15 protein-coding genes are annotated in these 24,506 nt (G+C 66.6%); 8 read left to right on the top strand and 7 right to left on the bottom strand.

Annotated elements, in window-relative coordinates:
* Nucleotides 1-69 precede the first annotated feature (69 nt).
* On the top strand, nt 70-2,331 hold the full coding sequence (locus ACOGI5_RS13650; RefSeq protein ID WP_419864958.1) for an arylsulfatase: 2,262 nt from the start codon (nt 70-72) through the stop codon (nt 2,329-2,331).
* A 6-nt stretch (nt 2,332-2,337) separates the two neighbouring features.
* Here the strand turns inward: ACOGI5_RS13650 and ACOGI5_RS13645 are convergent, their stop codons facing one another.
* The 4 genes from ACOGI5_RS13645 to ACOGI5_RS13630 are packed head-to-tail and all read right to left on the bottom strand — an operon-like array spanning nt 2,338 to nt 7,898.
* Nucleotides 2,338-4,242, bottom strand: a complete 1,905-nt coding sequence (locus ACOGI5_RS13645) for an alkyl/aryl-sulfatase (protein ID WP_419864957.1) — start codon at nt 4,240-4,242, stop codon at nt 2,338-2,340.
* 17 nt (nt 4,243-4,259) lie between these two features.
* Complete coding sequence (locus ACOGI5_RS13640) at nt 4,260-5,498, bottom strand: cytochrome P450 (protein ID WP_419864956.1); 1,239 nt, start codon at nt 5,496-5,498, stop codon at nt 4,260-4,262.
* Between the two features lie 28 nt (nt 5,499-5,526).
* Complete coding sequence (locus ACOGI5_RS13635) at nt 5,527-6,720, bottom strand: acyl-CoA dehydrogenase family protein (protein ID WP_419864955.1); 1,194 nt, start codon at nt 6,718-6,720, stop codon at nt 5,527-5,529.
* The gene (locus ACOGI5_RS13630) at nt 6,717-7,898 is read right to left on the bottom strand and encodes a TetR/AcrR family transcriptional regulator (protein ID WP_419864954.1); all 1,182 of its coding nucleotides are present in this window, start codon (nt 7,896-7,898) and stop codon (nt 6,717-6,719) included. The genes ACOGI5_RS13635 and ACOGI5_RS13630 overlap by 4 nt, the downstream gene beginning before the upstream one ends.
* A gap of 64 nt (nt 7,899-7,962) precedes the next feature.
* Between ACOGI5_RS13630 and ACOGI5_RS13625 the strand changes: the two genes are divergently transcribed.
* The 3 genes from ACOGI5_RS13625 to ACOGI5_RS13615 all read left to right on the top strand — a co-directional run bounded on the left by ACOGI5_RS13625 (nt 7,963) and on the right by ACOGI5_RS13615 (nt 11,874).
* Nucleotides 7,963-8,808 (top strand): TauD/TfdA dioxygenase family protein, encoded by an 846-nt coding sequence (locus ACOGI5_RS13625; protein ID WP_419864953.1) that lies wholly within the window; start codon nt 7,963-7,965, stop codon nt 8,806-8,808.
* Between the two features lie 28 nt (nt 8,809-8,836).
* The gene (locus ACOGI5_RS13620) at nt 8,837-10,048 is read left to right on the top strand and encodes a cytochrome P450 (protein ID WP_419864952.1); all 1,212 of its coding nucleotides are present in this window, start codon (nt 8,837-8,839) and stop codon (nt 10,046-10,048) included.
* A gap of 152 nt (nt 10,049-10,200) precedes the next feature.
* On the top strand, nt 10,201-11,874 hold the full coding sequence (locus ACOGI5_RS13615; protein WP_419864951.1) for an ABC transporter substrate-binding protein: 1,674 nt from the start codon (nt 10,201-10,203) through the stop codon (nt 11,872-11,874).
* 85 nt (nt 11,875-11,959) lie between these two features.
* On the opposite strand, the gene ACOGI5_RS13610 is transcribed toward ACOGI5_RS13615, so the two are convergent.
* The 3 genes from ACOGI5_RS13610 to ACOGI5_RS13600 form a co-directional block, all read right to left on the bottom strand.
* Nucleotides 11,960-12,334, bottom strand: a complete 375-nt coding sequence (locus ACOGI5_RS13610) for an RDD family protein (protein ID WP_419864950.1) — start codon at nt 12,332-12,334, stop codon at nt 11,960-11,962.
* A 127-nt stretch (nt 12,335-12,461) separates the two neighbouring features.
* Complete coding sequence (locus ACOGI5_RS13605) at nt 12,462-13,106, bottom strand: RDD family protein (protein ID WP_419864949.1); 645 nt, start codon at nt 13,104-13,106, stop codon at nt 12,462-12,464.
* 140 nt (nt 13,107-13,246) lie between these two features.
* The gene (locus ACOGI5_RS13600; protein WP_419864948.1) at nt 13,247-18,706 is read right to left on the bottom strand and encodes an Ig-like domain-containing protein; all 5,460 of its coding nucleotides are present in this window, start codon (nt 18,704-18,706) and stop codon (nt 13,247-13,249) included.
* 346 nt (nt 18,707-19,052) lie between these two features.
* Here ACOGI5_RS13600 and ACOGI5_RS13595 point away from each other — a divergent pair, with 346 nt between their 5' ends.
* Genes ACOGI5_RS13595 through ACOGI5_RS13580 form a run of 4 tightly spaced genes read left to right on the top strand, consistent with a single transcriptional unit; the run spans nt 19,053 to nt 24,487 of the window.
* On the top strand, nt 19,053-19,997 hold the full coding sequence (locus tag ACOGI5_RS13595) for an ABC transporter permease (RefSeq protein WP_419864947.1): 945 nt from the start codon (nt 19,053-19,055) through the stop codon (nt 19,995-19,997).
* The gene (locus tag ACOGI5_RS13590) at nt 19,994-22,048 is read left to right on the top strand and encodes a dipeptide/oligopeptide/nickel ABC transporter permease/ATP-binding protein (RefSeq protein WP_419864946.1); all 2,055 of its coding nucleotides are present in this window, start codon (nt 19,994-19,996) and stop codon (nt 22,046-22,048) included. Before ACOGI5_RS13595 ends, ACOGI5_RS13590 begins: the two co-directional genes overlap by 4 nt.
* The gene (locus ACOGI5_RS13585; protein ID WP_419864945.1) at nt 22,045-23,121 is read left to right on the top strand and encodes an ABC transporter ATP-binding protein; all 1,077 of its coding nucleotides are present in this window, start codon (nt 22,045-22,047) and stop codon (nt 23,119-23,121) included. The genes ACOGI5_RS13590 and ACOGI5_RS13585 overlap by 4 nt, the downstream gene beginning before the upstream one ends.
* A complete protein-coding gene (locus ACOGI5_RS13580; protein ID WP_419864944.1) occupies nt 23,114-24,487 on the top strand; it encodes an arylsulfatase in 1,374 nt (457 codons plus the stop codon). The genes ACOGI5_RS13585 and ACOGI5_RS13580 overlap by 8 nt, the downstream gene beginning before the upstream one ends.
* Nucleotides 24,488-24,506: the final 19 nt, after the last annotated feature.

Below are 24,506 nucleotides of genomic sequence, written 5' to 3'. Positions count from 1 at the left end.
CTCAACGCTGATTGCCGCGCGGCGCCGATTGCTGTGTCGCCCCGGGAGCGTGCCTGCTAGACGGAGGCGATGCGAGACCGCGACCGCCCCGGAACCACTGCCGCCGAGCTGAGCCCCGCATGGGAAACGCGACCGTCGGCTCCGCCGGAAGCGCCGAATGTCATCGTGATCGTGTTCGATGACACGGGCTTCGCCCACCTCGGGTGCTACGGCAGTGACATCGACACCCCCAACATCGATCGACTCGCGGCGGGCGGTCTCCGTTACACCAACTTCCACACCACGGCGCTGTGCTCGCCGACACGGGCGTGCCTGCTGAGCGGTCGCAACCACCACTCGGTCGGCATGCGATTCCTGTCGAATGTGGACACGGGCTTCTCGAACTGCCGCGGCGTCATTGCTCCTTCGGCGGCCACGTTCGCAGAGGTCTTGGGAAGCTACGGCTACGCGACCTTCGCTTTGGGCAAGTGGCATCTTGCGAACCTGGCCGACTGCGGACCTGCGGGCCCGTTCGACCACTGGCCGCTGGGGCGTGGCTTCGACCGCTTCTACGGGTTCCTCGGCGGTGCCACCGATCAGTTCTCGCCTGAACTGGTCATCGACAACCACCCCGTCGACCCACCGAGCGAGCCGGGCTACCACCTGTCAGAAGACCTCGTCGATCAGGCGATCTCGATGATCGCTGCCCAGCAGGCCACGGCGCCGTCGCGGAGGTTCTTGACCTACCTCGCCTTCGGCGCGACGCACTCGCCGCATCAAGCGCCGCAGGCGTACCTCGACAAGTACCGGGGCCGCTACGACGAGGGCTGGGATGTCACGCGGCGGCGCTGGTTCGCTCGTCAGCGGGAGCTGGGCGTGGTGCCAGACGGCGCTGAGCTGTCACCGCGCAACCCGGGCGTGCACCCGTGGGACGAGCTGGACGCCGACCAGCGGCGGCTGTACTGCCGCATGCAGGAGACCTTCGCTGCGTTCCTCGATCACACCGACGACCAGATCGGCCGGCTGGTGGACTACCTGGACCGGGCCGGCCTGCTGGACGACACGTTGATCGTGCTGCTGTCCGACAACGGCGCATCGCAGGAAGGCGGGCGCCACGGGCTGACCAACGAGAACATCTTCTTCAATCGACAGCGGCTCGGCGTCGCCGACATGGTGCCGTTCATCGATCAGCTCGGCGGGCCGAACCTCTACAACAACTATCCGTGGGGCTGGGCGCAGGCCGGCAACACGCCTCTGCGCTTCTACAAGCAGAACACCTACGAAGGCGGCATCCGCGATCCGCTGATTGTGCACTGGCCGTCGGGCATCGCCGATGCCGGAGGCATCCGCGACCAGTACCACCACGTGATCGACGTGATGCCCACCATCTTGGACGTGGTCGGTGTCGAGGCCCCCGCTGCCCACAACGGCATCGCGCAGCAGCCCGTCGAGGGAATCTCCATGCGGCCCACGTTCGACTCGGCGAACGCTGAGGCGCGGTCGGCCCGCACCACGCAGTACTACGAGATGCTGGGCCATCGGGCGATCTACAGCGACGGATGGAAGGCGGTGACTCTCCACCGCCAAGGGGTGCCGTTCTCTGAGGATGAGTGGGCGCTCTATGACACCCGCAACGACTTCGCCGAGATCCATGACCTGTCCGAGACGCGCCCGGACAAGCTGCGCGAGCTGATCGAGCTGTGGTGGGACCAAGCCGGCATCTACAACGTGCTGCCGCTGGACGATCGAGGCGTGGAGTTGTTCGTGCTGCGCCGGCCCGGCCCAGAAGCGTCTGCGACCCGGTTGCGTTACCCGGCGGGCATGCCGCATCTCGAGCGGTTCAAGTGTCCAGACGTGCGGAACCGTTCGTTCGAGATCGCCGTGGAGGCCGACACCTCAGCGGGAACCGACGGCGTGCTGGTGGCCTACGGGTCGCGGACCGGCGGGCTCGTGCTGTATGTCGACGGCGGCGTGCTGTGCTTCGAATACAACAATCTGGGACGTCCATTCAGCGTCCGAGCCAGCGAACCAGTGCCGTACGGCAACATCGAGATCGGCGTGCGCTACACGAAGACGGCTGAGCACGCGGGCACGGCAACCCTGTGGCAGCGCGCCGACGGCGGGCCGGTCCAAGAGCTCGGGTCGGTCGACATGAAGACGATGCCGTTCCGGCAGTCGCTGTACGGCATGGACGTCGGGCGCGATCTCGGCCCCACCGTCACCGCCGCGTACGCCGGCCCCAATGAGTTTCAGGGGGTGCTGCGTCACGCCGAGTTCCGGTTGGACAACGACCGCGACGACCTTCGTGCCGCAGCCGAGGTCGAAGCCCGCAACGCACTCGTCGACCAGTAGTTCCCCTCAGGGCTCGATCAGCGGTGCCGTGGTGAACACGGTCAGGCTGGCGAACAGCGACTGCAGGAGCGCTCGATCACCGACGATTTCGACGCCGTCGAGTGCGCTGGCGTCATTGAGCGCAGCGACGACGGTGGACCGGTCGGTGCGCACTGAGGCCGCTGCGCCGGGATCGACGGTGTCGTGGCGATGGTGTATGGCCGAACGGCCGACGCCGAGAACGTGATCCTCATCGAGGTCGACGAAGCGGAAATTGAACGTCACCGGCCCTGCTGTGAACGCGTCAGGATCGAAGCGAACACCGATCACGTCGAAGAGGTGCTCGACGCTCATGGCCTGCGACATGTCGCGGGTAGGGACGCGGCCCGAGTCAGGAGAGCCCTCCCGCAGTTCCTTCGCGCCCATCAGGTAGGCATTGCGCCAGGTGGCTGACTCTGACTGGTAGCCGAGTTGTTCCAGTGCTGCGGCCTGCAGGCTGCGAGCCTCGGCGTTCGCTGGGTCGGCGAACACGAGGTGGTTGACGACCTGGGCCACCCAGCGGTACTCGCCCCGCTCGAAGCACTGGCGTGCCTTCGCCAGCACTGCGCCGGCGCCGCCCATGAATTCGACGTAGTTGGCACCTGCCTCCACCGGAGGGAGAGGATCGAGGTTGGCGGGATTGCCGTCGTACCAGCCGAGATAGCGGTTGTAGACCGAGCGGCAGTTGTGCGACACCGTGCCGTAGTAGCCCTGCACGTGGGACTGATCGAACTCGGCGGGCAGTCGAAGCCGGGCAGCGATCTCGGTCGGCCGCAGGCCCTGATTGGCCAGGCGCATCGTCTGGTCGTGCATCCAGCGATAAACGTCGCGCTGCATCGTCAAGAACGCTCGAACATCGGCGTTCCCGAACCGGGGCCAATGGTGGCTCGCGAACATCACATCGGTGTCGTCCGCCCAGAGGTCCATGGCCTCACCGATGTACTTGCTCCACGCCAGGGCGTCACGGGTCTGCGCACCCCGGATCGGGTACAGGTTGTGGAGGGTATGTGTGCAGTTCTCGGCCATGCACAGCAGGTTCTTGTCGGGGAAGAAGAAGTTCATCTCCGCGGGCGCTTCGGCGTCAGGCGTGTTCTGGAACACGATCCGGATGCCGCTCAGCACACGCTCCTCGCCCGTCTTGCAGATGGTGTCAGTGGGAGCGATCAGATCGGAGCGTGCCAAGCCCATCGTGGAGCCCAGCCCGCAATCGACGTGACCGAGCGGACCCGGCGGCAACAGGGGCCCGAATTGGTAGGCCGCCCGCCGGCCCATGATCGGTCCGGCAATGACGAACTCGCTCACGACTTCTTCGAGGAATCCGTCAGGGGCCACGATCTGCACGTCGCCCGCCGCCACAGCGTCGGCATCCGTCACGCCGAGTACGCCGCCGAAGTGGTCTGCGTGGGAGTGGGTGTAGATGATCGAATTCACCGGGCGGCTGCCGAGCGTGCGGTTGGCCAGATCCAGCGCTGCGGCAGCTGCGGGTGCGTTGGTCAGGGGGTCGATGATCAGCCAGCCGTCGGTGCCGGCCAGGAACGTGATGTTGGCGATGTCGTAGCCCCGCACTTGCCAGACGCCGTCGGCTACCTCGAAGAGTCCGTGATGGACGTTGAGCCGGGCCTGCCGCCACAGGCTCGGGTGCACGGAAGGGGGCGCGCTGTCTGACGCGGAAACGAAGGCGTGGCGGGCGACATCGAAGACCACGTGGTCGCCCAAGGTGACGCGGCCGTCGTCAAGCTGTGCGACAAGGCCACGGCTGGCCCGTTCGAGGTCGCCGGGGTCGTCGAAGGAAATAGTCGCCGCGGAATTCGCCGCGACCGTGAACTCCGTCGGGGTTCTGGGTCCGAGCGGGCCTTCGTCGCCGTGCTCGCAGTCATGCCCGCCAGTTGCCATGTCGCCGTCGCGCCCGTTCAGCGTGAAGGCGGGAAGCGAATGGGCAGGTAGCGGGGGCCGCGTACCTGCCCTCCGGCCCAGGTGACCTCATCGGGTTCGCTCACCTCGAAGTCGGGAATGCGCTCGAACCAAGTGCGCAGCGCAATGTCCATTTCCATACGGGCCAAGTTCGATCCGGCGCATCGATGAATGCCGACGCCGAATGCGACATGGCGGTTGTGAGGCCGATCCAAGATCACCTCGTCGGGTCGCTCGAACATCTCCGGGTCGCGGTTTGCGCCCGGGAAGTTCATGAGCACCTTGCTGCCCTGGGGAATCGTGACGCCCCCGTAGTCGATGTCGGTCGCGGCTCGGCGCCCCATGGTCACTGGTGCGTAGAAGCGCAGCAGCTCCTCGATGGCCGACGGCCACAGATCAGGCTCGGTCGCCATGCGCTCGCGGTCAGCGGGGTGGGTGCCGAAATGCCACAGCGCTGAGCCGATCGAGCTCCAGGTGGTGTCGATGCCCGCGATGAGCTGCAGGTTGAGCATGCCCACCACCATGACCGGGTCAATGGGGTTGCCTTCGTCGTCGGTTCCCGCCAGCAGTGCCGAGACGAAGCCGTCGTCGGGATTGGCCTGCCGTTCTTCGACGACTTCGTAGAAGAACTGCCGGATGACCTTGCGGTACTTGATGCGAAGCTCGGGATTCGTCAGCCCGAGTTCCAGCAAGCAGCGGATCCAGTGCGTGAATTCCTCGACGCGGCTCTCGTCGATGCCCAGCAGGTGGGCGATGACCCGGGGCGGGATCTGCTGTGCGTACTGCCCGGCACCGTCCACCTTGCCGTCGTCGATGAACTCGGTGATCAGCCGATTGGCGAGCTCGGTGGTGTATGCCCGGTGCGACTCCACCGCCTTGGGCGCGAAATGGGGCAGCAGCAGCCGGCGGGTCCAGCCGTGAACCGGCGGATCCTCGGAAATCGGAGCGGCGTTCGTGCCGTATTTCTCGAAGGTCGGATCGGCGAGCAGATCTTCGATGACCTCCGGCGGCGGTGACGTCACCAGAGGGTCGCTGCTTGACAGCTCAGGAACCATCTTCGCCAGCGCCTGCACGTCTGCGTACCGCGTCGGCAGGTACGAGCCTCCCCAGCGTTCGGTGTGGGCGATCGGGCAGCGTTCCCGCAGTTCGTCCCAGACCGGCGCCGGATCACGCACATAACCCGGGTCGAAGATGTCGTAGTCAGTGTCCCAATCGTCCACGGGTGCTGTGTCAGTCACGCTGTCGCCTTCCTTCTTGGTCGTGCGGTCAGTTCTTCGGCAGGTCTCTGAATGGGGTGTTGCGGTCGGGTCCGGCTTCGCGGGGCAGGCCGAGTGCTCGCTCGCCGAGGGTGTTGCGCTGAATCTCGTCGGTGCCGCCGCCGAGACTCATGCCGCGCGCATTGAGGATATGGAAGCTGAAGTAGTCGTCGTGTTCGTGTCCGTCCGGCGGACTGGTGCCGATCCACGCCGGACCGGCCGGAAAGCAGAGACTCGCGGCGACCTCGGCAGCGGCGCGTCCCTGCCGGGTGCGCCAGAGCTTGCCGATGGACGGATGGATGCCGGATCGCTGACGCAGATGGTTCACGATCCGCTCGCCGGTGACGAGGCGGGCGAGATCTTGGCGAACGAGGGGATCGTCGACTCGACCGCGCTGGCGAGCCAGCTCGATCAGCTGACTCGCTGGGATCGGCACGCGTCCCGCGCGGGAGCGCTGGTTCTCGGCGTTCTGCATGGATGCCACGCCGGTCTGCTTGCGTTCGTGCGCGAGCAAAGCCACCGCAGTCGACCAGCCGCCGTTCACCTGGCCCACGACCCAGTCTCCGGGGATGCGGGCCTCGGAGATGAACACCTCGTTGAACTCTGTGTCACCGGTCATCTGCCGCAGCGGCCGGACCTCGACGCCGTCTTGGCGGACCGGCAGCACGAGCATGGTGATGCCCGCATGCTTGGGCGCGTCCGGGTCGGTGCGGGCGAGCAGAATCGCGAAGTCGCTGTGCTGGGCACCGGAGGTCCAGACCTTCTGGCCGCTGACCACCCATTCGTCGCCGTCGCGCTCGGCGCGGGTCTGCAGCGCTGCCAGGTCGGAGCCGGCCCCGGGCTCGGAGTACATCTGGCACCAGATCTCCTCACCGCGCAGCCCGGGACGCAGGAACCGGTCCTGGAGACTCGTCGAGGCGTGATCCCGGATGGTGGGCAGGGCCATGCCTACGCCGATGCCGAAGACCGAGTCCTCCCGCGGAACCCTGCGCCGGCTCTCAGCGGCGTAGATGGCGGCGTAGGCATCGGGATGATCGTGACCGCAGTGCTGGGGCAGGTAGCCGAAGCCGGCGAGACCTGCGTCGAAGAGCGCAGCGCGCCATGACTGCGCCCGCTGCACGCCGCTGCCGTCGTTGCCCAGCACCGCAGGGGTGGTCTCGGTGAAGAACTTGCGCACGTGGGCGCGGAACGCGTCGGCGTTCACGGTGCGGGATATTCCTCGAAGCTGAGCATGCGGGCGAGCAAGGTGGCCGCCTGTGGCTCGAGCTCGATCGGATTCCGGCCGAGCGCTGTGGCGAACAGGGGCTCGAACAGCGACCACGCCAACTGGGCCGCTGCGACGAGCAGGTATCGGCAGCGTTCGGAGGCAGTCGGCTCGCCGTGCCGGCTGCGATGACGGTCGAGCAGGGCGACGACAACGGGGAAGTGGTCGCCCGTCGCAGCCAGCTTGGCGTCGAGGGCGATGTGCGTGAGTGCCCGGACGTAGCCCGGGTGTGCCCGCGTCGAGAAGAAATCCGGGATCAAGCCGGGACCCGACTCGTTCGAGTAGTAGCGGTCACGAATCAGCCGGGACGCTTGGGCCAGCACTTCGCTCGCCGAGCCGAAGTAGTGATGGATCAGCCCGTAGTTCACGCCGGCGCGGGTGGCGAGCTGGCGTCCCGAGATGGACGACGGCGGCCTGCTGGCCAGCAAGCCGACGGCTGCTGCCACCAGGCGCTGTTCTGCCTGGGCTCGCCCCGTCGCACGAGACCGTCCCGGTTCTTGGGGTCCCCGAGTGTGCAGCCGCCGGAAGGCGAACTCGTCGCCGGCGAACGGCCCGCGTCCCGCGTGCAGCTGCTCGATTGCCAATACCAGCTCCCGATCGACAAGACGAGCGTCGTCGTCGAGACCGGCGGAGCGCACTAGCGGCGTACGGTGAATGCTCACGCCGAGCTGCATGGCACACGACAAGGCCACCAGCGTGTCGAGTGCGTCGGACGTCAGCTCGGGGCGCAGTGTCTTCAGGCCCGTGCTGTAGCGGTGAATGATCGGATGCTCGGGCCTCAGCGCGAGCGTCGCCTGATCGAGCTGGATCTGGGTCAGCACCCGCACGAACGCGTCGTGCCGCATCACGGTGCCCGGGGTGGGCACCGCAGCGCCGGGCGGGAAGGCATCGGCGACGAACGCATCGCTGAGACGGTCGAGCACCTGCCGGCACAATTCGCGCTTGGTGCCGAAGTGCCGGTGGATCTGGGCGTAGTTGACGCCGGCTGCTTCTGCAATGCGCCGGCCCGACACAGCCGAGGGCGGCTGTGCGCACAGCAGTTCAGTCGCAGCCTCGACCAACGCGGCCGCAGGATGGAGTCCTGAGCCCACGTCGTGGTCGGCGTCGAGTGCAGCCACACGGCTAATCTAGGTCCGAAGCGCCGTAGTGGCGTGCCGCGAGCTGCTGGCAAGGGGAACCGACATGCGCATCGACGCTGTGCAGACAAACGACTACGACCGAATCCGGGTCGAGCCGCTGACTGGCACCATCGGCGCGGAAATCTCCGGTGTCGACCTTCGTGAGCTCGACGACGAGCTGCTCGCCGAACTGCACGACGCCTGGATGGCCCACAAAGTGCTGTTCTTCCGCGATCAGCAGCTGACCCAGGCTCAGCACGTGGCCTACGGCAGGGCATTCGGCGAGCTTGAGGTCCATCCGTTCGCGCGCAATGTGCCCGAACACCCCGAGATCCTTGTGCTCGAGTCCACTGCCGACAGCTTTCAGGCCGCCGAGACGTGGCATTCGGATGTGACATTTCGCGAGTGCCCGCCCCTCGGCTCGATCCTGATGGGGCGGATCGTTCCCCCATACGGCGGGGATACGTGCTGGGCCAACATGGAGCTTGCGTACGAACAGCTGCCCGATGACATCAAGAGCCAGATCGAGGGGCGCTACGCGATCCACTCGTTTGTGAAGGCGTTCGGACGCGGCATGAGCGAGAGCGAGCGCGAAGAGTCCCGCCAGAAGTATCCCGACCAGAAACATCCCGTCGTTCGCACCCACCCCGTCACCGGCGCCAAGGGCCTGTACGTCAACCGGACATTCACGCTCACCATCGACGGCATGACGCCTGACGAGAGCCGTGCGCTGCGCCGGCGCCTGTACGCCCAAGCATCCGAGCCGGAGTTCCAGTGCCGCTTCCGCTGGCGTCCCGGTTCGATCGCCCAGTGGGACAACCGCTGCACCCAGCACTACGCGGTGCCCGATCATGGCGGCCTGCACCGGCGCATGGAGCGAGTCACCTTGCTCGGCGACCGACCCGTCTAGACCCGGCTCTGCGAATCGGAGTGCTGTGATGACGTACACGGACGACGCGGCTTCAGCCATTCCGACAGTCGAGGATTTTGCGACCGACTGGGATTTCAACGATCCGGCGTGGGTGAACGATCCGTTCCCCATTTGGGACGAGCTGCGCGGCCGCTGTCCGATGGGTCGTTCGGAACGGTTCAACGAGGGCGTGTGGCTGCCGCTGAACTACGACGACATCGTCGACATCGCGAACGACCCCGAGACCTTCTCCAACGTTCACCACGGCATCCGTCGCGGCGGCACCGTCGAACGCGGCTACTTCCCACCGATCAACTCCGATCCTCCCGATCACCTCGAGATTCGCCGCACCCTGCTGCCTTTCTTCGCGCCGAAACGGATCGAGAGCTGGCGAAGCCACATCGCTGCCGACTGCGAGGCGCGGGCCGCAGCCATTGCCGAGCGAGGCCACGGCGACGCCGCGGTCGACTACAGCCAGCACATCCCGGTGGGCGCGATCGCAGCAATCCTGGGCATCGACCCGGCTGACGGCGATCAATTCCGGTCCTGGATCTTCGACATCCTGTCGGTCGGCCCGAATGACGGTGCGGTGCTCCAGCAGGCGATCTTCGAGGTGCGCGAGTACATGGCCAAGGCCATGGCTGCGCGGCGCGTCGAACCCAGCGACGACTTCATCAGCCACCTCGTGACCACTTCGATGGGCGGCGAACCGCTGCCTGATCACCTCATCGAGCGGATGCTGGTGCTGCAGCTCATCGCCGGCATCGACACCACGTGGAGTTCCATCGGCGCGGCGCTGTGGCATCTTGCCGTGAATGACGAGGATCGCCGCCGTCTCGTCGCCGAGCCCGAGCTGCTGCCCACCGCCATGGAGGAATTCCTCCGGGCGTATGCACCGGTGAACGTGGCGCGGCGGGTGGCCGCCGACACCGAGGTCAACGGCGTCCACATGCAGGCAGGGGACCACGTGATGATGACGTTCCCTATCGCCTGCCGCGACCCCGAGCGGTTCGATCGGGCAGACGAGGTGATCATCGACCGCGCCGAGAATCGGCACATCGCTTTCGGGGCCGGCATTCACCGCTGCATCGGCTCGAATCTGGCGCGCCTCGAGATGGAGATTGCACTCGAGACTTGGTTGCGCCACATACCGGAATACTCGATTGCCCCGGGATCTGAGGTCACCTGGTCCACCGGGCAGATTCGCGGACCGCGGTCGATCCCGATCATCGTCGATTGACGCTTGGACCGTCACCGAGTTGTAGTACGGCAGCGAGCGCGACTGGGCGCGACTTCACTAACGTGCAGCCAATTGGCTAGCGCCGTGGACTTCAGGGGGCGGCGCCTGATTCCTGGGAGGGCAATCTCGTGAGAGGGCCTACACGGCGTGTGATGCGCCTACTGATGGTGCTGGCGGCGTTCGCGCTGGCAGCGAGCGCGTGCGGAGGCGGCGACTCGGACTCTGGATCTGGGACGGCGTCAGCGACAACCTCGGCGCCGGCAACCACCGCTGCGGCCACACCTGCGCCAGCGACGACTCAGGCGCAAACCCAAGTGACTATTGCCGCGGTGGAGCAAACCACCACCACGCAGGGGGCGGTGACAACGACAGCGGCGCCGATTCCGCCGCCCGAAGGCACGCTGCGCATGGTCGAGTTCTCGCCGGTGACGAGCTTCAATCCCGCCGCCAGCCAGACTGCCCAGAGCGCCTACCACTACCCGACCTATGACACGCTGACCCGCCAGCGCAACGATCTGAGCCTCGAGCCGTCACTGGCCACGTCGTGGACGCAGCCGTCGTCGAATGTCTGGCGCTTCACGGTCCGAGATGACGTGGTGTTCCACGATGGGGCCGAATTCAACGCCCAGGTGGCAGTGGACAACATGCACTACCACGCCAGCTTCCAGGGCAATCCGAACGCAGCGACGTGGGCGGCCTTCGTCGATGCCCGGGTAGTCGACGACACCACCTTCGAGGTCGAATTCTCGGTGCCGGCGCCGCAGTTCCCGCTGGAGATGTCGATGGTGATGGGCATGATGATCAGCCCGAACGCTCTTGACGGTCGTGATCTCACCCGTGATCCGCAGGGCTCGGGGCCGTGGATCTGGTCCGATGCCGACAGCCAGGCCGGTGTCACCGAGGTGTACAACCTCAACCCGAACTACTGGAATCCGGCCGATCAGGGTGTCGAGACCGTGACGGTGACCGCCGTTCCCGACAACAACGCACGTCTGAATGCGCTGCTGACCGGTGAGACCGACATCATGTCCACCACGCGTGACGCACAGATCGACGCAGGGACCGAAGCCGGGAACGTGCTGATCTCGGTTCCCAACTTCTTCGCCTATCTCATCGTCACCGACCGCGCCGGCGAGTTCGATTCCCCGCTGGGCGACGAACGGGTGCGCCGGGCGATCCTGCTGTCGCTGGACCGCGATGCCTACGCCGACGCGATGCACTTCGGCAAGGCGGACAGCCTCGGCGGCATCTACCCGCCGGCGTTCAGCCAGTTCAACGTGCCCGAGCTGGACACCAAGTACAGCTACGACCCCGACGAGGCCCGGCGCCTGCTGGCCGAAGCCGGCTACCCCGACGGCGTCACCATCCGGATGCCGATCATGCCGGCCATCAACCCGATCGTGGAGTTCGTGGTGCAGATGCTCGGTGCCTCGGGCATCACCATCGAGCTGATCCAGATCAACAACGGCGAGCTGGGCCCGGGAACCGCTACCGCTCAGTGGGGCATCTCGTGGTTCCGCGACCTGCTCGTGCACCCGGCACGTGACCTCGGCAAGTTCATGGGCGAGACCGGACGCTTCAACGCATTCCGCCTCGGCGACCTCGACGATCTCGAGGCCACGCTGGTGGATGCGCTCAATGCCCCGTCTGTCGAGGAGGGCTACGACCTGTACGCCGAGGTCATGGAAGGCTTGATCGACCGTGGCGTGGTGCTGCCGCTGGCCCACGGCGGTCAGAACGCCCTGTATGCCCCGTATGTGTCCGGCGTCACGCTGGGCCTGAACATGCAGGCGCCCATGCCGTACGGCGTCCGCCTCAACAACTAGGGGGCGGTGTTCCCCGGGGTTCGCTCAGCCTGTCGCTGGTGCAGCAGGGGCTGCGAGCCCAAGAGCAGCAGTCGTGACTCACCCGTCAGTCACGTTCCCTATCCAGTCGGCGTGCTCGCGCGGGCACCGACGCTTTGGTCACCACGACCGTGCCCGCAAGCTTGTCGTGCCAGCCGCGCCTGTGCTGATGGAGTGCAGCTGACAGCGCAAGTACGGCCCACGCCACCATTACCGGCTCATACAGCGCCAGGGCCGCGATCGCAGCCCACACGAGCACCCACGCCCATCTGGAGGGTTCATCTTGCGACGGACCGTCGAAGGGCGAGGAGTCAAGGACGGGGGCAAAGTCAAAGAAGTGGACATAGAGGAGTGCGTACAGCAGCGTCAACAGAGCCGGGCTGAGCACCGCCATGTCGATGACCCGGGCCCATAGGCGCCGCTCGATCCCTGCCGGGCGCATCAAACGCCGCACCCCAAGCGCTCATAGTTGTCGGCCGGTCCTGGCATGAACCCGCCGAGGTCCGCAGTCGCGCTGGCTCTGCCTGTACTGAGCGGCTTGCTCAAGCCACCCGGGTACTCACTCACGATCAATTGTCATCGGGATCCTCCCCTCCGACTTGGGGCACTTCCCGGCTCATGAACCGTTGCCAGCGCTCATCCATGGAACTGCGCTCTCGGCCCCGACGCCGTGCGGCTCGCGACTCAACACGACCCGCCCTAGTCCCACCCGACGACACAACCGACGCCTTGGCGACCACCACGGTCCCGGCAAGCTTGTCGTGCCAGCCGCGCTCGTCCTGATCGAACACAAGCGATAGCGCGAGAACTACCCACACCACGAACCAACCAATCCCGAACGTCAACACGCCTGCAACGTTCGGAACCAACACTCGCGCAAGGGACCGCGCCAAGCCCGGAGCGCTCGCGTCCGCGATCCGAACCACCCTGATGCCCATCGCCAGCTTGCCCACGGTCGCGCCCCACAGCGCCACCATCACCGGCTCGTAGAGCATCAGCACCACCAGCCCGGTCTGACCGAGAATGAACACCCACTCAGAAGGTTCCCGGCATACGAAGAAGCAAGACCACACTTGGGCCCAGCGGGCTGCCAGAAACAGCCACAGTGCGGGGATGAGCACCGCGATGTCCAGCACCCGGGCCCAACAGCGCCGCCCAGCATCCGCCAGCACTACCAGGCGGCCATTTGCCAGGCGCATCCGGGCACCGCTCATCGTCGCGGCCATCCCACTGGTAGCGCGTGTACCCGCCGGTCATGATTCACCGCAGAGTCACTCCAGCCCGATCTGTGTGCGTGGATGGCGCGAATACGGGCTCGGGTGGCTCAAGTGACACACTCACCCAATTGAGGCGATTACTCGCAGCCGGCCGTCGTCGCTGCGCGCCGACAGCTGTCGCCGCCGTCGCCGCCGTCGAGGTGGTCGGTGCCGCTGTTGCCGTTGAGGTCATCGTTGCCGGTACCACCCCACAGGCGATCGTCTCCTAGGCCGCCGCGCAAGGTGTCCGCGCCGGCGCCGCCGTGGAGTTCGTCGTTGTGGTTCTTGCCCCACAAGATGTCGTCACCGGGACCGCCCCACAGCACATCGTTCGCGTCGCCGCCGTCGATCCGGTCGTTGCCGGCGCCGCCGTGGAGGGTGTCGGTGCCTGCTGCGCCTTCAAGGGTGTCGTTGCCCGGGCCGCCCCACAGCACGTCGTCGCCGACGCCGCCGCGCAGCGCGTCGTGCCCTGAGCCGCCAAACAGAGTGTCGTTGCCCATGCCGCCCCAGATGCGGTCCGCGCCGGGGCCGCCCCAGATGCGGTCGTTGCCGTCGTAGCCCCACACGATGTCGTCGCCCGCACCAGCCGAGATGCGGTCGTCGCCGTCGTTGCCGCTCAGGTTGTCGCTGCCGTCACCGCCCCAGACGGTGTCGTTGCCGTCGTCGCCGTAGAGCGCGTCGTCTCCGTCGCCGCCCCAGATGGTGTCGTCTCCCCGTCCGCCCGACCCGTAGTCCTTGCCGGCGCCGCCGATCAGCACATCATTGCCCTGGCCGCCTGCGATGTTGTCGTTCCCTGGTCCGCCGATGAGCACGTCGTTGCCGCCCTGGCCGTGGATCACGTCATCGCCACCCAGGCCGCAGATCACGTCATCGCCGGGCGTGCCCCACAGAACATCGTCGCCCTCGGTGCCCGTGATCGTGCAGACCGCTCCTACTGTCACGGTCGCACGCGCTGTGGCGCAGTTGCCCAGCGAGTCGCACACCTCATAGCTGAACGAGTCCGAACCAGCAGCGGCAGGTGCCCGGTAGCTGACCACGCGGCGGTCGTCGGCTGTCTCGCTTACGACGGCGGCGCCCAGCGTCGGGGGCACTGTGATGCGAAGCGAGCCGGATACGAGGTCCTCGTTGGGGTCGCTGTCGTTGCCGAGCACGTCGATCTCGATGGTCTGGGACGCTTCGGCCCACGCCCAGTCGTCCTCGGCTGCGGGGCCCGACTGTGGCACCACGACTGACGGGGACACGACCAGTTCGTAACTGTCGTCGACGATCGTGTCGGCCGTGTCCACGCTGTAGATCGAGTCCGTTCCGGCACCGCCGTGGATCGTGTCCAGACCGGCGCCCGCCACGATCCGGTCATCGCCGCCGTTGCCCCAGATCACATCATCACCGGCCCCGCCATAGATCCATTCGGTCCCGGCGCCGCCCAGGATCACGTCAACGCCGCCTTTTGCGTCGATCACATGGAACGCCTGCCAGTCGTCGCGGTCCGGCACGCAGATCACGTCGTCTCCGTCGGTGCCCTCGATCAGCACGGTCCGTGCCGTGCCGGTGATGGTGCAGCCCGCGTCTACCGTGACCGTGAGATCGGCTGCGAGCCCCACACCCCAACTGTCGAACACGACATAGGACGTCTCGACAGAGCCCCAGAACCCCCCATCAGGCGTGAAGGTGACCACACCCGTCGAGGAATCGACCGCGAATGTGCCGCCCTCCGCGGGCCGCACTCTCACCGACGCGGCATTCAACGAGCCGCCCGTCGGTGCCGTGTCGTTGCCGAGCACCCGAACCTGCACGCTTTGGCCCAGCGTCGTGGACGCCGTGTCGGCCGTCGCGCACGGCGCCGTGCCCGGATAGGCCAGCAGCGGCGCCGTCATGAACGCATGCCGCGTCTCGTCGCCGTCCTCGCTCGATGCCTGGAACAGGTACCCCCGCGGCGCCGCGTCCACGCTCGCAGCAGGCGCCGCGGGCACGGCCCACGACACCTCCACGCGGCCGTTCGCGTCCGCAGTCGCGTCAGGAATCGTCGGGTTGGTCAGCGTCGCATCGCCCGCCGAAGCGGCACGGCCCACGAACGACACCGTCGAGTTCGCCCCGAAGCCACCCGCAGTGAGCTTCACCTTCTCAGCAGATGAGACGAACGCCGCGCCGCAGCCCGACACCGCCGCCGCGCGCTTCACCGCCAGCACACCCCACGAGAAGTCCGTGTCCTCCTCAGCGTCGCCCGTCTCGGCGCCATCGTCGGCAGCACCCTGAGACGAGTCGTCCTCAGCACTGCGCCCCGAGTGCCCAGAACCCGCCGCGGCCGCTGCATCCTCGTCGTCCTGCGGGTCGGGATTGACCGGCAGGCCTGCTTCGTTCAAACCGACCTCCGGGTCGCGGATTGCGTTGCGGATGTAGTCCCACAAGATCTCCGCATACCCCACATGACCCGCCACCGTTGGATGGAACGACTTGCCGTTCGCACCATTGTCCTCGACGTCGTCGGCCACGAAACCGTTCAGCCACGGCTCGCCGCTGCATTGGTCATGCCCGACAAACCCCGTCGGGTGCAACGACGACTCCACGCCGCCCACCACATCCACAAAATGCACCCCAGCACGCGACGCCGCATTCTGCAGAGCAGCGTTCAGATCGTCCGCCCCCCGACGCAAGAACAGCGCTTCCCCAGGATCAATCTTCACAACACCCGGAGCGAACTGTCCAGCAGCATCACTTCCAAAGTTGTCGGCCCAACCGCTGCCCAAGGCGAAAGCGACCTCACGCGCATCCAGGTCTGCGCAGTCATGGAAGGTTTCGAGATATGCCTCAAGGCGGTCTTGGCAAGGATCAGAAAGACCCAAGTCGCTCAATTCCTTCTCATAAGCGCGGCGCACCTGCTCGAATAGGGCTTGACTGGCGTGAGTCTGGAGGGCCTCGTAGCGGGAGTTCAGCGATTCGATCTGATCGCGTGTGAGTCCCCCGCACAGTTCCATCACCGGCGTCAGGTACGGATAGCCCAGCAACATCACCGACGCCTGAGGGGCGATCTCCCGGACATGCGCCAGCACGTCAACGACTCGTTCCTCGACCGTCTCGAATACGCCGTCGTAACTCAACGGCGTAGTGCATTCGGTGAGATGACCTTCATTGGCAGCGATTGCACAGTCAACGACATCGCTCTCGTCACACGTCGTGTCGTTGTTCTGGTAGAACGGCGTCACGCAGTCTCCAAGAATGGCCGCGAAGCTCACGTCATTGCCACCGATGGTCATGGTGACCAAGTCGACACTGCGGGAATCGGTACGGGCGAGCGACAACGCCTGACGGGGTTCCTGAACCGCACCCGCTGTAGGGCCTTGAGTCCTAATGCTGCGACTGTCGGTGTTAGTGCCGTGGGGATCCAAGGCGTCATAGACGTTTTGCGGTCTCGCGCTGACGCACGCGAAGGTGACGTACTCGACGCGGATGCTGAGATCGCCGCTGCGCAGCAGGCTCCTCCGCAGGACCTCAGGATAGGCCCGATCCCACCTACGACACTTGGTGTCCGCGAGACCCACTCCTTGCCGATACTCGCCGACGAAACCCGGGAAGCTCGTGCGGCCGTTCTCTCCTGCGGAGTACGAGTCGCCCATTGCCACGTAGCTGACGGTCTTGGCCACCGGCACGCCGACGGTGGTGCTGGGCTCGGGGGTAACGATGCGCTGGTTCTCGTCGACGGTCTCGAAGTCGTAACGGCCGTCCCGGTCGTCGTCGAGCCACACGCGCAGTGTGTCCTGCTGGCCTCGCAGGGCGCTCACACCGCCCGATGGCACCCGGAACCTGACGTCCACATGGCCCAACGAATCGCTCATGCAGGCGTCGGAGTAGCCGGGCGAGGGCGCGTCGGCCGTGGGCGGCGTGGAACAGGTCACCTCCGCGGTGCGGCTCGGTCCCGCCAGCATCGACACCGACACCGGGGCGCCCACTACCGGATCTTTGCGGTAGACGGGGCCACCGAGGGTATGGCCGATCACTTCGTCGGTTCGGGTCTTGAGGCTCAGCCGCAGCGTGGTGTACTGCCCTGCTCGGCTGACGCGGTCGCTGAACGGCGTCACCAGCGACGCCTCGAAGTTGTCCGGCAGATCGAAGTCGATCAGTGTGCTGCCGCCCACGGAGCGGCCCCTGAAGTCGGCCGTGATGTACTGGTACGGCTCGCCGCGGTCGTGCGTCTGGTCGCGGTCGGCGTCGACCCACACCAGCAACTGGTGAGTCTGGCCGACGCTCGCGTCAGGAATCTGCAGCAGGTGGGTTGAACGGCCACCTTCGCGGTTGCCGAGAGGCCGCGACACCGCGAAGGTCTCGCACCCAGCGGCCGATGCGGCGGCCGCAGTGACTGTTCGTGTGCCGGTCTGCACCAGGCAATATGTGCTCGCGCCGAGACTCGCCTGCGGCCCTTCGATTACTGACATGGCGATGGGGAGCCCTGCCGGCGAACCGGCGTCCGGACACGTGACGTCGACGTCCACGAACGCGTGGTGATCTCCCGCGAAGCCGGACTGGGTGATATCGAACACGTCACGGACCGAACCGACGAGTACCACATCGCTGCACACAGCCGGCGGCGGCGGCGCAGGCGTCGCGGTGCCGTCGTCGTCGGTGATCGTCGCGGTCGCCGATGCGTCCGACAGCAACACCCCCATCGGATTTGACAGCGTCAGGCTGAACGACTCGTCGCTCTCCGCGGTGGTGTCATTGGTGAGCGGCACCGAGATCGTCGCGTGGCGAGCACCTGCGGGGATCGTCAGGGTCCCCGAAACGTCACTGTAGTCCGTCCCTGCAGACGCCGAACCGGGTGCCAGCGCATAGTCGACCCGCACGCCGTCCGTCGGCGCTGCGCCAGTGGCGCGCACCGTGAACACCGCCGAGCCGTCGTCCTCCGACGCCGACGCGTCCAGGACTTCTATCGGCACCGGTGCCACACACTGCGCGCCCGACTCGCCCGGAGCGCTGGCGTCGCCGTCGTCGAGCACCGTCACCGTTGCCACGGCAGACTGGCCCAAGCCAGCCATGCTCACTTCCAGCGAGTACGGCTGGGGATCGCAACTGTCATCATCGACGGTGTCCACGAACACCCACCAGCGCTTGTTCGACTCCACCGAGAAGCCGGGGGACACGAAACGACCCGAAAGCTGCTCAGACGGCACCGACGATGAGGACGCGGTCGCTGTCACGTTCGGGACCGGCAGCCGGTAGATGTCCTCCAGCCTGATCACCGTCAGCCAGATCCTGCCGATGAGGGAGTACTCATGCACGAAGCAGCTGATCAGGTCGCCCTCCACCACTGTCTGAGGACACTCCAGACGTAGCGTTCCCAGATTCGCCGCGCGCCACAGATTGGGCCACAGCTCCGGCAGGCTCGAATGCACCGAACCCGACAGACGAGCCTGCTCGATCTCGCTCTCAGACGGCCCCGATTCCGCAGGCACCGAGTCCTGAGCGGCCGCAGAGGGGATCGGCAACACCAACAGCAGCAGCACAGCGACGACACCGGCCAATACTCGGCGTCGGCAGCCGAGCAGCGCGCTTGGCCGCTGACGCACCAACCCTCCTACACCCCGACGATCGTCCGTGTTCTTCTTTAGCGACACAAAAATGAAGAATAGGCACAACTCGTTGTTAGATCTCTGGGTTTCCTCATAACGAGGCGTGCCGTTGAGCGTGTCGCTCCGCGCCGGCCGTCAAGTCAGCGCCTGCGTATTCGGCAGGCTCGAGATCGCCTTGGGAAGCAAGTCCACGCTTGGACGCGTGGCAGGAACCGCTGCTGGCGCGAAGCCGTCACCAAGAGAACGAGCGGCCGCGGTCCGCTCAGTCCAGGGCTTCGCCCTAGCCTTGACGACCGGTTTCAAGATGCCGAACTGACGTGGCGGCAGCGCAGGGGGGTGCTAGGTGTTTCGACTGCTGGTCAGCCGGATCCTCGCCGCAATCCCGCTGATGCTGATGGTGGCCACGCTGGTCTTCTTCCTGGCCCAGCTCAATCCGGTCGACCCGGCAGCCACGATCATGGGCGACGACGCCGATCTGGAGTCGCTCGCCCAGAAGCGCGCCGAACTCGGCATCGACCGTCCGCTGATGGTGCAGTACTGGGACTGGCTCAACAGCGCTGTGGTCGGTGATCTCGGCACCAACTGGTTCAACGGCGAGAAGATCACGACGGAGCTGCGCGATCGCATCCCGGTGACGCTGTCGATGGTGTTCGGATCGCTGATCGTGGCGCTGGCCATCGGCAGCGCGTTCGGTGTGCTGGCTGCGCTCAAGGCCGGGAGATGGCCTGATCGCACGATCACCGTCGCATCGTCGCTGGGGCTTGCCGTGCCGAATTTCTGGATCGGCCTGGTGCTCGCGTACTACGTCGGGGTGAAGCTGCAGTGGCTGCCGGCCATCTGGCCCACGACCCGGCCGGAGACGTTCTTCGCATGGGTCGAAGCGTTGATCCTGCCGTGCGTGGCGTTGGGCATCTCCGCGTCTGCGGCGATTGCCCGCCAGGCCCGCTCGTCGATGATCGGCGTGCTCCAGCGTGACTACGTGCGCACAGCGCTGGCCAAGGGGCTCCCTGTGCGGCGGGTGGTGTCACGTCACGCCATTCGCAATGCGGCGATCCCGGTCGTGACGCTGGCGGGCTTCCAGACATCGGCGCTGATCGGCGGCTCGATCTTCGTGGAGTTCGTCTTCAATGTGCCGGGTCTCGGCAGATTCGGTGTCGACGCCATACTGCGCCAGAACATGCCGGCCCTGCTCGGGTTCGTGATGGTGACCGCGGCGGTGGTGGTGGTCGTCAACATCGTGCTGGATCTCAGCTATGCCTGGCTGAACCCGAAGGTGAGGCCGGAATGAGCGACACCCTGGCGGGACTGGGCGGCACTGCCGATTCGGGTGACGTCACCGGACAGTCGCCCATGGCTCAGGAGTCGGCGACACGGGCCACCCGCAGCCGGTTCTGGTCGCGCCTGCTGCGCAACAAGGTGGCAATGACGGGGGCCGCCTACCTCGTCATCGTGGTGATCGCGGCGATCTTTGCCCCGCTGCTCACGTCTCACGACGAGATCCTTGCGACCCGATTCCAAGACATCTTGTTCAGCCCCGGCGAGGCCGGATACCTGCTCGGCACCGACCACGTCGGGCGGGACATCCTGACCCGCATCTTCTTCGGCGCCCGCTATGCGCTGATCGCCGGCGTCGAAGCGGTGCTGGTGGCGCTGGTCATCGGCGTTCCGCTCGGGCTGGCCATCGGCTACTTCCGCGGCTGGGCCGACCGCATCGCCATGCGGTTCGTGGAGATCGTCGTGGCCGTGCCCGCGGTCGTGATGGCGATGGCGATCATCACCGGGCTGGGCACGGGGCTCACCAACGCCATGCTGGCGATCGGCCTCGTGTTCTCGATGATCATCACCCGGTTGGTGCGGGCGGAGGTCTTCGCTGCCCGTGAGGAGTTCTACGTCGACGGTGCGCGGGCTGCCGGCGCAGGCGACCGGAGAGTGATGTGGCGTCACATCCTCCCCAACGTCGCGCCGCCGCTCATCGTGCAGACCACCTTGCTGTTCGCTCAAGCGGTCCTGGCCGAGGCGGCCCTCAGCTTCCTGGGGATCGGTGCCGACGCCACCCAGGCGAGCTGGGGACGGATGCTGCGCGACGCGGAGATCAGCATCGATCGCACGATCTGGCCTGCCATCCCGCCGGGCATCGCCATCTTCCTCACGGTGGTGGCCTTCAACGTCTTCGGCGACGGGCTGCGCGACGCCTTTGCCCGCGAGGCCCGTGGCGGCCGAGTGGGCGTCGGCGACGTCATTCCCAAGGAGCGCAGCGCTGCCGCCCCGCCCCGGCCGCCGCGAGACACTGACGACCCCCTGCTCAGCCTGCGAGGGCTGGACATCGTCTTTCCCAAGCCGGGCGAAGGCACCGACATGACGGTCGTGCGCAACGTGAACCTCGACATCGGCCGGGGCGAAGTGATGGCGCTGGTGGGCGAATCGGGCTCAGGCAAGACCATCACCGGTCTGTCGCTGATGGGCCTGGTGCCGGACCCCGGACAGGCCAGCGCCGAGTCGATCATGCTCGACGGCCGCGAACTGGTCCGCATGGACTTCGACGACCTGCGTCACATCCGGGGCCGCGAGATCGGGATCATCTTCCAGGAGCCCTCAGCCGCGCTGAACCCTGCGTACACCGTCGGCCGGCAGGTGGCGGAGCCGCTGCGGGTGCATCTTGACATGACCCGGAAGCAGGCCCGAGAGCGAGTCATCGAGCTGTTCGCCGAGGTCGGCATTCCCGACCCGCACAAGCGCATCGACGCCTATCCGCACCAATTCTCGGGCGGCATGGCGCAGCGGGTGATGATCGCCATGGCTCTGTCGTGCGAGCCGAAGCTGCTCATCGCAGACGAGCCCACCACGGCGCTCGACGTCACCGTGCAGGGCCAGATGCTCGACTTGATCGGCGAGCTTGCACGCAGCCGTGGTGTCTCAGTGCTGCTGATCACCCATGACCTCGGCGTGGTGGCCGACCTTGCCGACCAGGTGGCCGTGATGTACGCCGGCGAGATCGTGGAGACCGGCCGGCTCGCCGACGTCTTCGCCACGCCTCGCCATCCCTACACCGAGGGGCTGATCGCAGCGATTCCTCGCAATGAGCCGCGGGTCGGGGACCTGCCGACAATCCCGGGTGTGGTGCCGCCGCCGTGGGAATGGCCGGACCGCTGCCACTTCGCCGACCGCTGTCCCTACGAGGCGATCGAGTGCCGCCGGGGGCCTGTCGAGCTGCGGCCGCTGGGGGCGTCGCTCACCCGCTGTGAACGCAGCCACGAACTCGAGCTGCAGGGCGTGCAGCGAGAGACGGTCGTGGGCATCGCCGGGTGGGAGCAACCCAGCGAGGAGGGTGAGCCGACGTGAGCGAGCCACTCCTCGACATCGACGATCTGACGATTGTGTTCGGTGGCGGGCGCGGTGCCTTGCCGTGGCAGCGCTTGCCTGACGTGCGGGCGGTCCAGCACGTGTCGCTCAAGATCGACGCCGGCGACACGCTCGGCCTGGTCGGGGAATCGGGATCGGGCAAAACCACGCTCGGCCGCGCCGTGCTTCGCTTCCTGCGGCCGCAGAGCGGCTCTATCCGGCTCGGCGACTTCGATGTCACCGGTTTCGGTCGGCGCGTGCCCACCGAGTACCGCAAGACCGTGCAGGTGGTGTTCCAGGACCCGGTCGGATCGCTGAACCCCTCGATGCTGGTGGGTGCGATCATCGCCGAGCCCCTGCGCATCCACTTCGACATGGACTCGCGTGCGGCGAGAGAGCGGGCAGGCGAACTGCTCACCCAGGTCGGTCTGCAACGCCATCACCTCGACCGCTACCCCCACGAATTCTCGGGCGGCCAGCGTCAGCGGATTGCCGTCGCCCGTGCCTTGGCAACCGAGCCGGACCTGCTGGTGCTCGACGAGCCGGTCTCGGCACTCGATGTGTCCACCCAGAGCCAGGTCATCAACCTGCTGGAACGGCTGCAGCGCGAGACCGGCGCGGCCTACCTGTTCATTGCGCACGACTTGGCGGTGGTGCGTCACACGTGCCACCGCATCGCGGTCATGTACCACAGCCGGATTGTCGAGCTGGGCGATTCCGATGACATCTGCGAGCGTCCGGCGCACCCCTACACCGAGCTGTTGCTGGCCTCGATTCCCGACCCCGACCCTGCCGTGCAGCACGTCAAGTCGCAGCGCCGGCGTGAGCTGGCCCAGGGCGTAGCCGGTGCCAGCGGCGGGGCACCGGCCGACAGCTGCCCATTCGCCGAACGGTGCCCGCACGCCATGGACGTGTGCTGGAAGTCGTTCCCCGAACCGGTGCCGACCGCCACGGGCGGGACCGTGTGGTGCCACCTGCACACAACCGGACCCAGGCTCGGCGGCCGTCCCGTGAGCGAGTTGGCAACCGATGCTCCGGTCGTTGAAGCGCCGGCGTCTGCAGCTGATGGCTGAGCGATCCGGCGCCGATTCCCGCCGCCCGAACATCCTGTTCGTGTTCGTCGACAATCTGGGATACGGCGAATTGGGCTGCTATGGCGGGGGAGCGGTGCGCGGTGTGCCGACACCCAACATCGATCGTCTGGCCGCAGAGGGAGTGCGCCTTACCAATATGAACATGGAGGCGCAGTGCACGCCCTCCCGTTCTGCGGTGATGACCGGCCGTTTCCCGATCCGCTCAGGCACGGTCCGCATTCCGCTGCCGGGTCAGCCCAGCGGCTTGACGCGCTGGGAGGTCACGCTGGCAGAGCTCGTGTCCTCGGTGGGTTACCGCTGTGCGCACTTCGGGAAATGGCATCTCGGCGACGGGCCGGGTCGCCAGCCGCACGAGCGGGGTTTCGACGAGTGGTGGGGCCTCGCCGAGACGCATGACTCATCGTTGTGGTCGACCTCTGCCGGTTACGACCCCGAGATCGTGCCTCCGGAGCAGCTCCTCGAGGGTCGGAGGGGCGAGGCTGCCGTGGCAGTGGGCGACTATGACACCACCGCGCGAGCCCTCTTCGACGCTGAGGCTTTCGAGCGAGGCGAGGGTTTCATACGGCGATGTGCTGCTCAGGGTGCGCCGTTCTTCCTGTACCTGCCCCTGGCGTTCCCGCACTTTCCGACGTTGCCGCACCCTGACTACGCCGGCGCCACCGGGCTCGGCGACTTCGCAGACGCCTTCCGGGAGACCGACGACCGCGTCGGCCACCTCGCCGGGGTGCTCGACGAGCTGGGCATTGCAGGCAACACCCTGGTGATATTCACGAGCGACAACGGTGCGGAAGACGTCCTTCCCTGGCGGGGCTGGACCGGCCCGTGGGGCGGCTCGTACTTCACGGCAATGGAGGGAAGTCTCCGTGTGCCGTTCATCGCACGGTGGCCGGGCAGGATTCCGCCCGGAGGCATGAGCAACGAGCTGGCACATGCCACCGACATCTTCACCACATTGGCCGCGGCGGCTGGGGCCGACCTTCCCGACGACCGGCCCATCGATGGCATCGACCTCATGCCGCTGCTGGACGGCTCGTCGGATCGCTCGGGACGCGAGTCGGTGCTGTGTTTCGTGGCCGATCGGCTGCATGCGGTGAAGTGGCGCAATTGGAAGCTGCACTTCGTCTGGCAGGAATTCATGGGTGATCCGCCCATCGAATTGAGCATCCCGCGGGCGTTCAACCTCTACGACGATCCGCGCGAGCGCCACGATGTGTTCCTGCCGTCGAACACCTGGGTCCAGCGGCCCGTGATGGCTGCAGTTGCTGAATTCTGGGACAGCGTTGCCGCACATCCATTGATCCCGGTGGGAACGCCTGACCCGTACGAACCCCCGGCCTCCCGGTGACGAGCGGAGTACTGAAGCC

Source organism: Candidatus Poriferisodalis sp., assembly GCF_965208925.1.
GTDB lineage: Bacteria > Actinomycetota > Acidimicrobiia > Acidimicrobiales > Poriferisodalaceae > Poriferisodalis.
Note: the sequence above shows the minus strand (reverse complement) of the source record. Positions and strands in the feature narration are given on the sequence as shown.

Excerpts from the sequence above, each read along its gene's own strand:
- ACOGI5_RS13645 (WP_419864957.1), bottom strand. The coding sequence starts at position 4,242 with ATGGCAACTGGCGGGCATGACTGCGAGCACGGCGACGAAGGCCCGCTC.
- ACOGI5_RS13610 (WP_419864950.1), bottom strand. The coding sequence starts at position 12,334 with ATGCGCCCGGCAGGGATCGAGCGGCGCCTATGGGCCCGGGTCATCGAC.
- ACOGI5_RS13590 (WP_419864946.1), top strand. The coding sequence starts at position 19,994 with ATGAGCGACACCCTGGCGGGACTGGGCGGCACTGCCGATTCGGGTGAC.
- ACOGI5_RS13650 (WP_419864958.1), top strand. The coding sequence starts at position 70 with ATGCGAGACCGCGACCGCCCCGGAACCACTGCCGCCGAGCTGAGCCCC.
- ACOGI5_RS13620 (WP_419864952.1), top strand. The coding sequence starts at position 8,837 with ATGACGTACACGGACGACGCGGCTTCAGCCATTCCGACAGTCGAGGAT.
- ACOGI5_RS13605 (WP_419864949.1), bottom strand. The coding sequence starts at position 13,106 with ATGAGCGGTGCCCGGATGCGCCTGGCAAATGGCCGCCTGGTAGTGCTG.
- ACOGI5_RS13615 (WP_419864951.1), top strand. The coding sequence starts at position 10,201 with ATGCGCCTACTGATGGTGCTGGCGGCGTTCGCGCTGGCAGCGAGCGCG.
- ACOGI5_RS13580 (WP_419864944.1), top strand. The coding sequence starts at position 23,114 with ATGGCTGAGCGATCCGGCGCCGATTCCCGCCGCCCGAACATCCTGTTC.
- ACOGI5_RS13625 (WP_419864953.1), top strand. The coding sequence starts at position 7,963 with ATGCGCATCGACGCTGTGCAGACAAACGACTACGACCGAATCCGGGTC.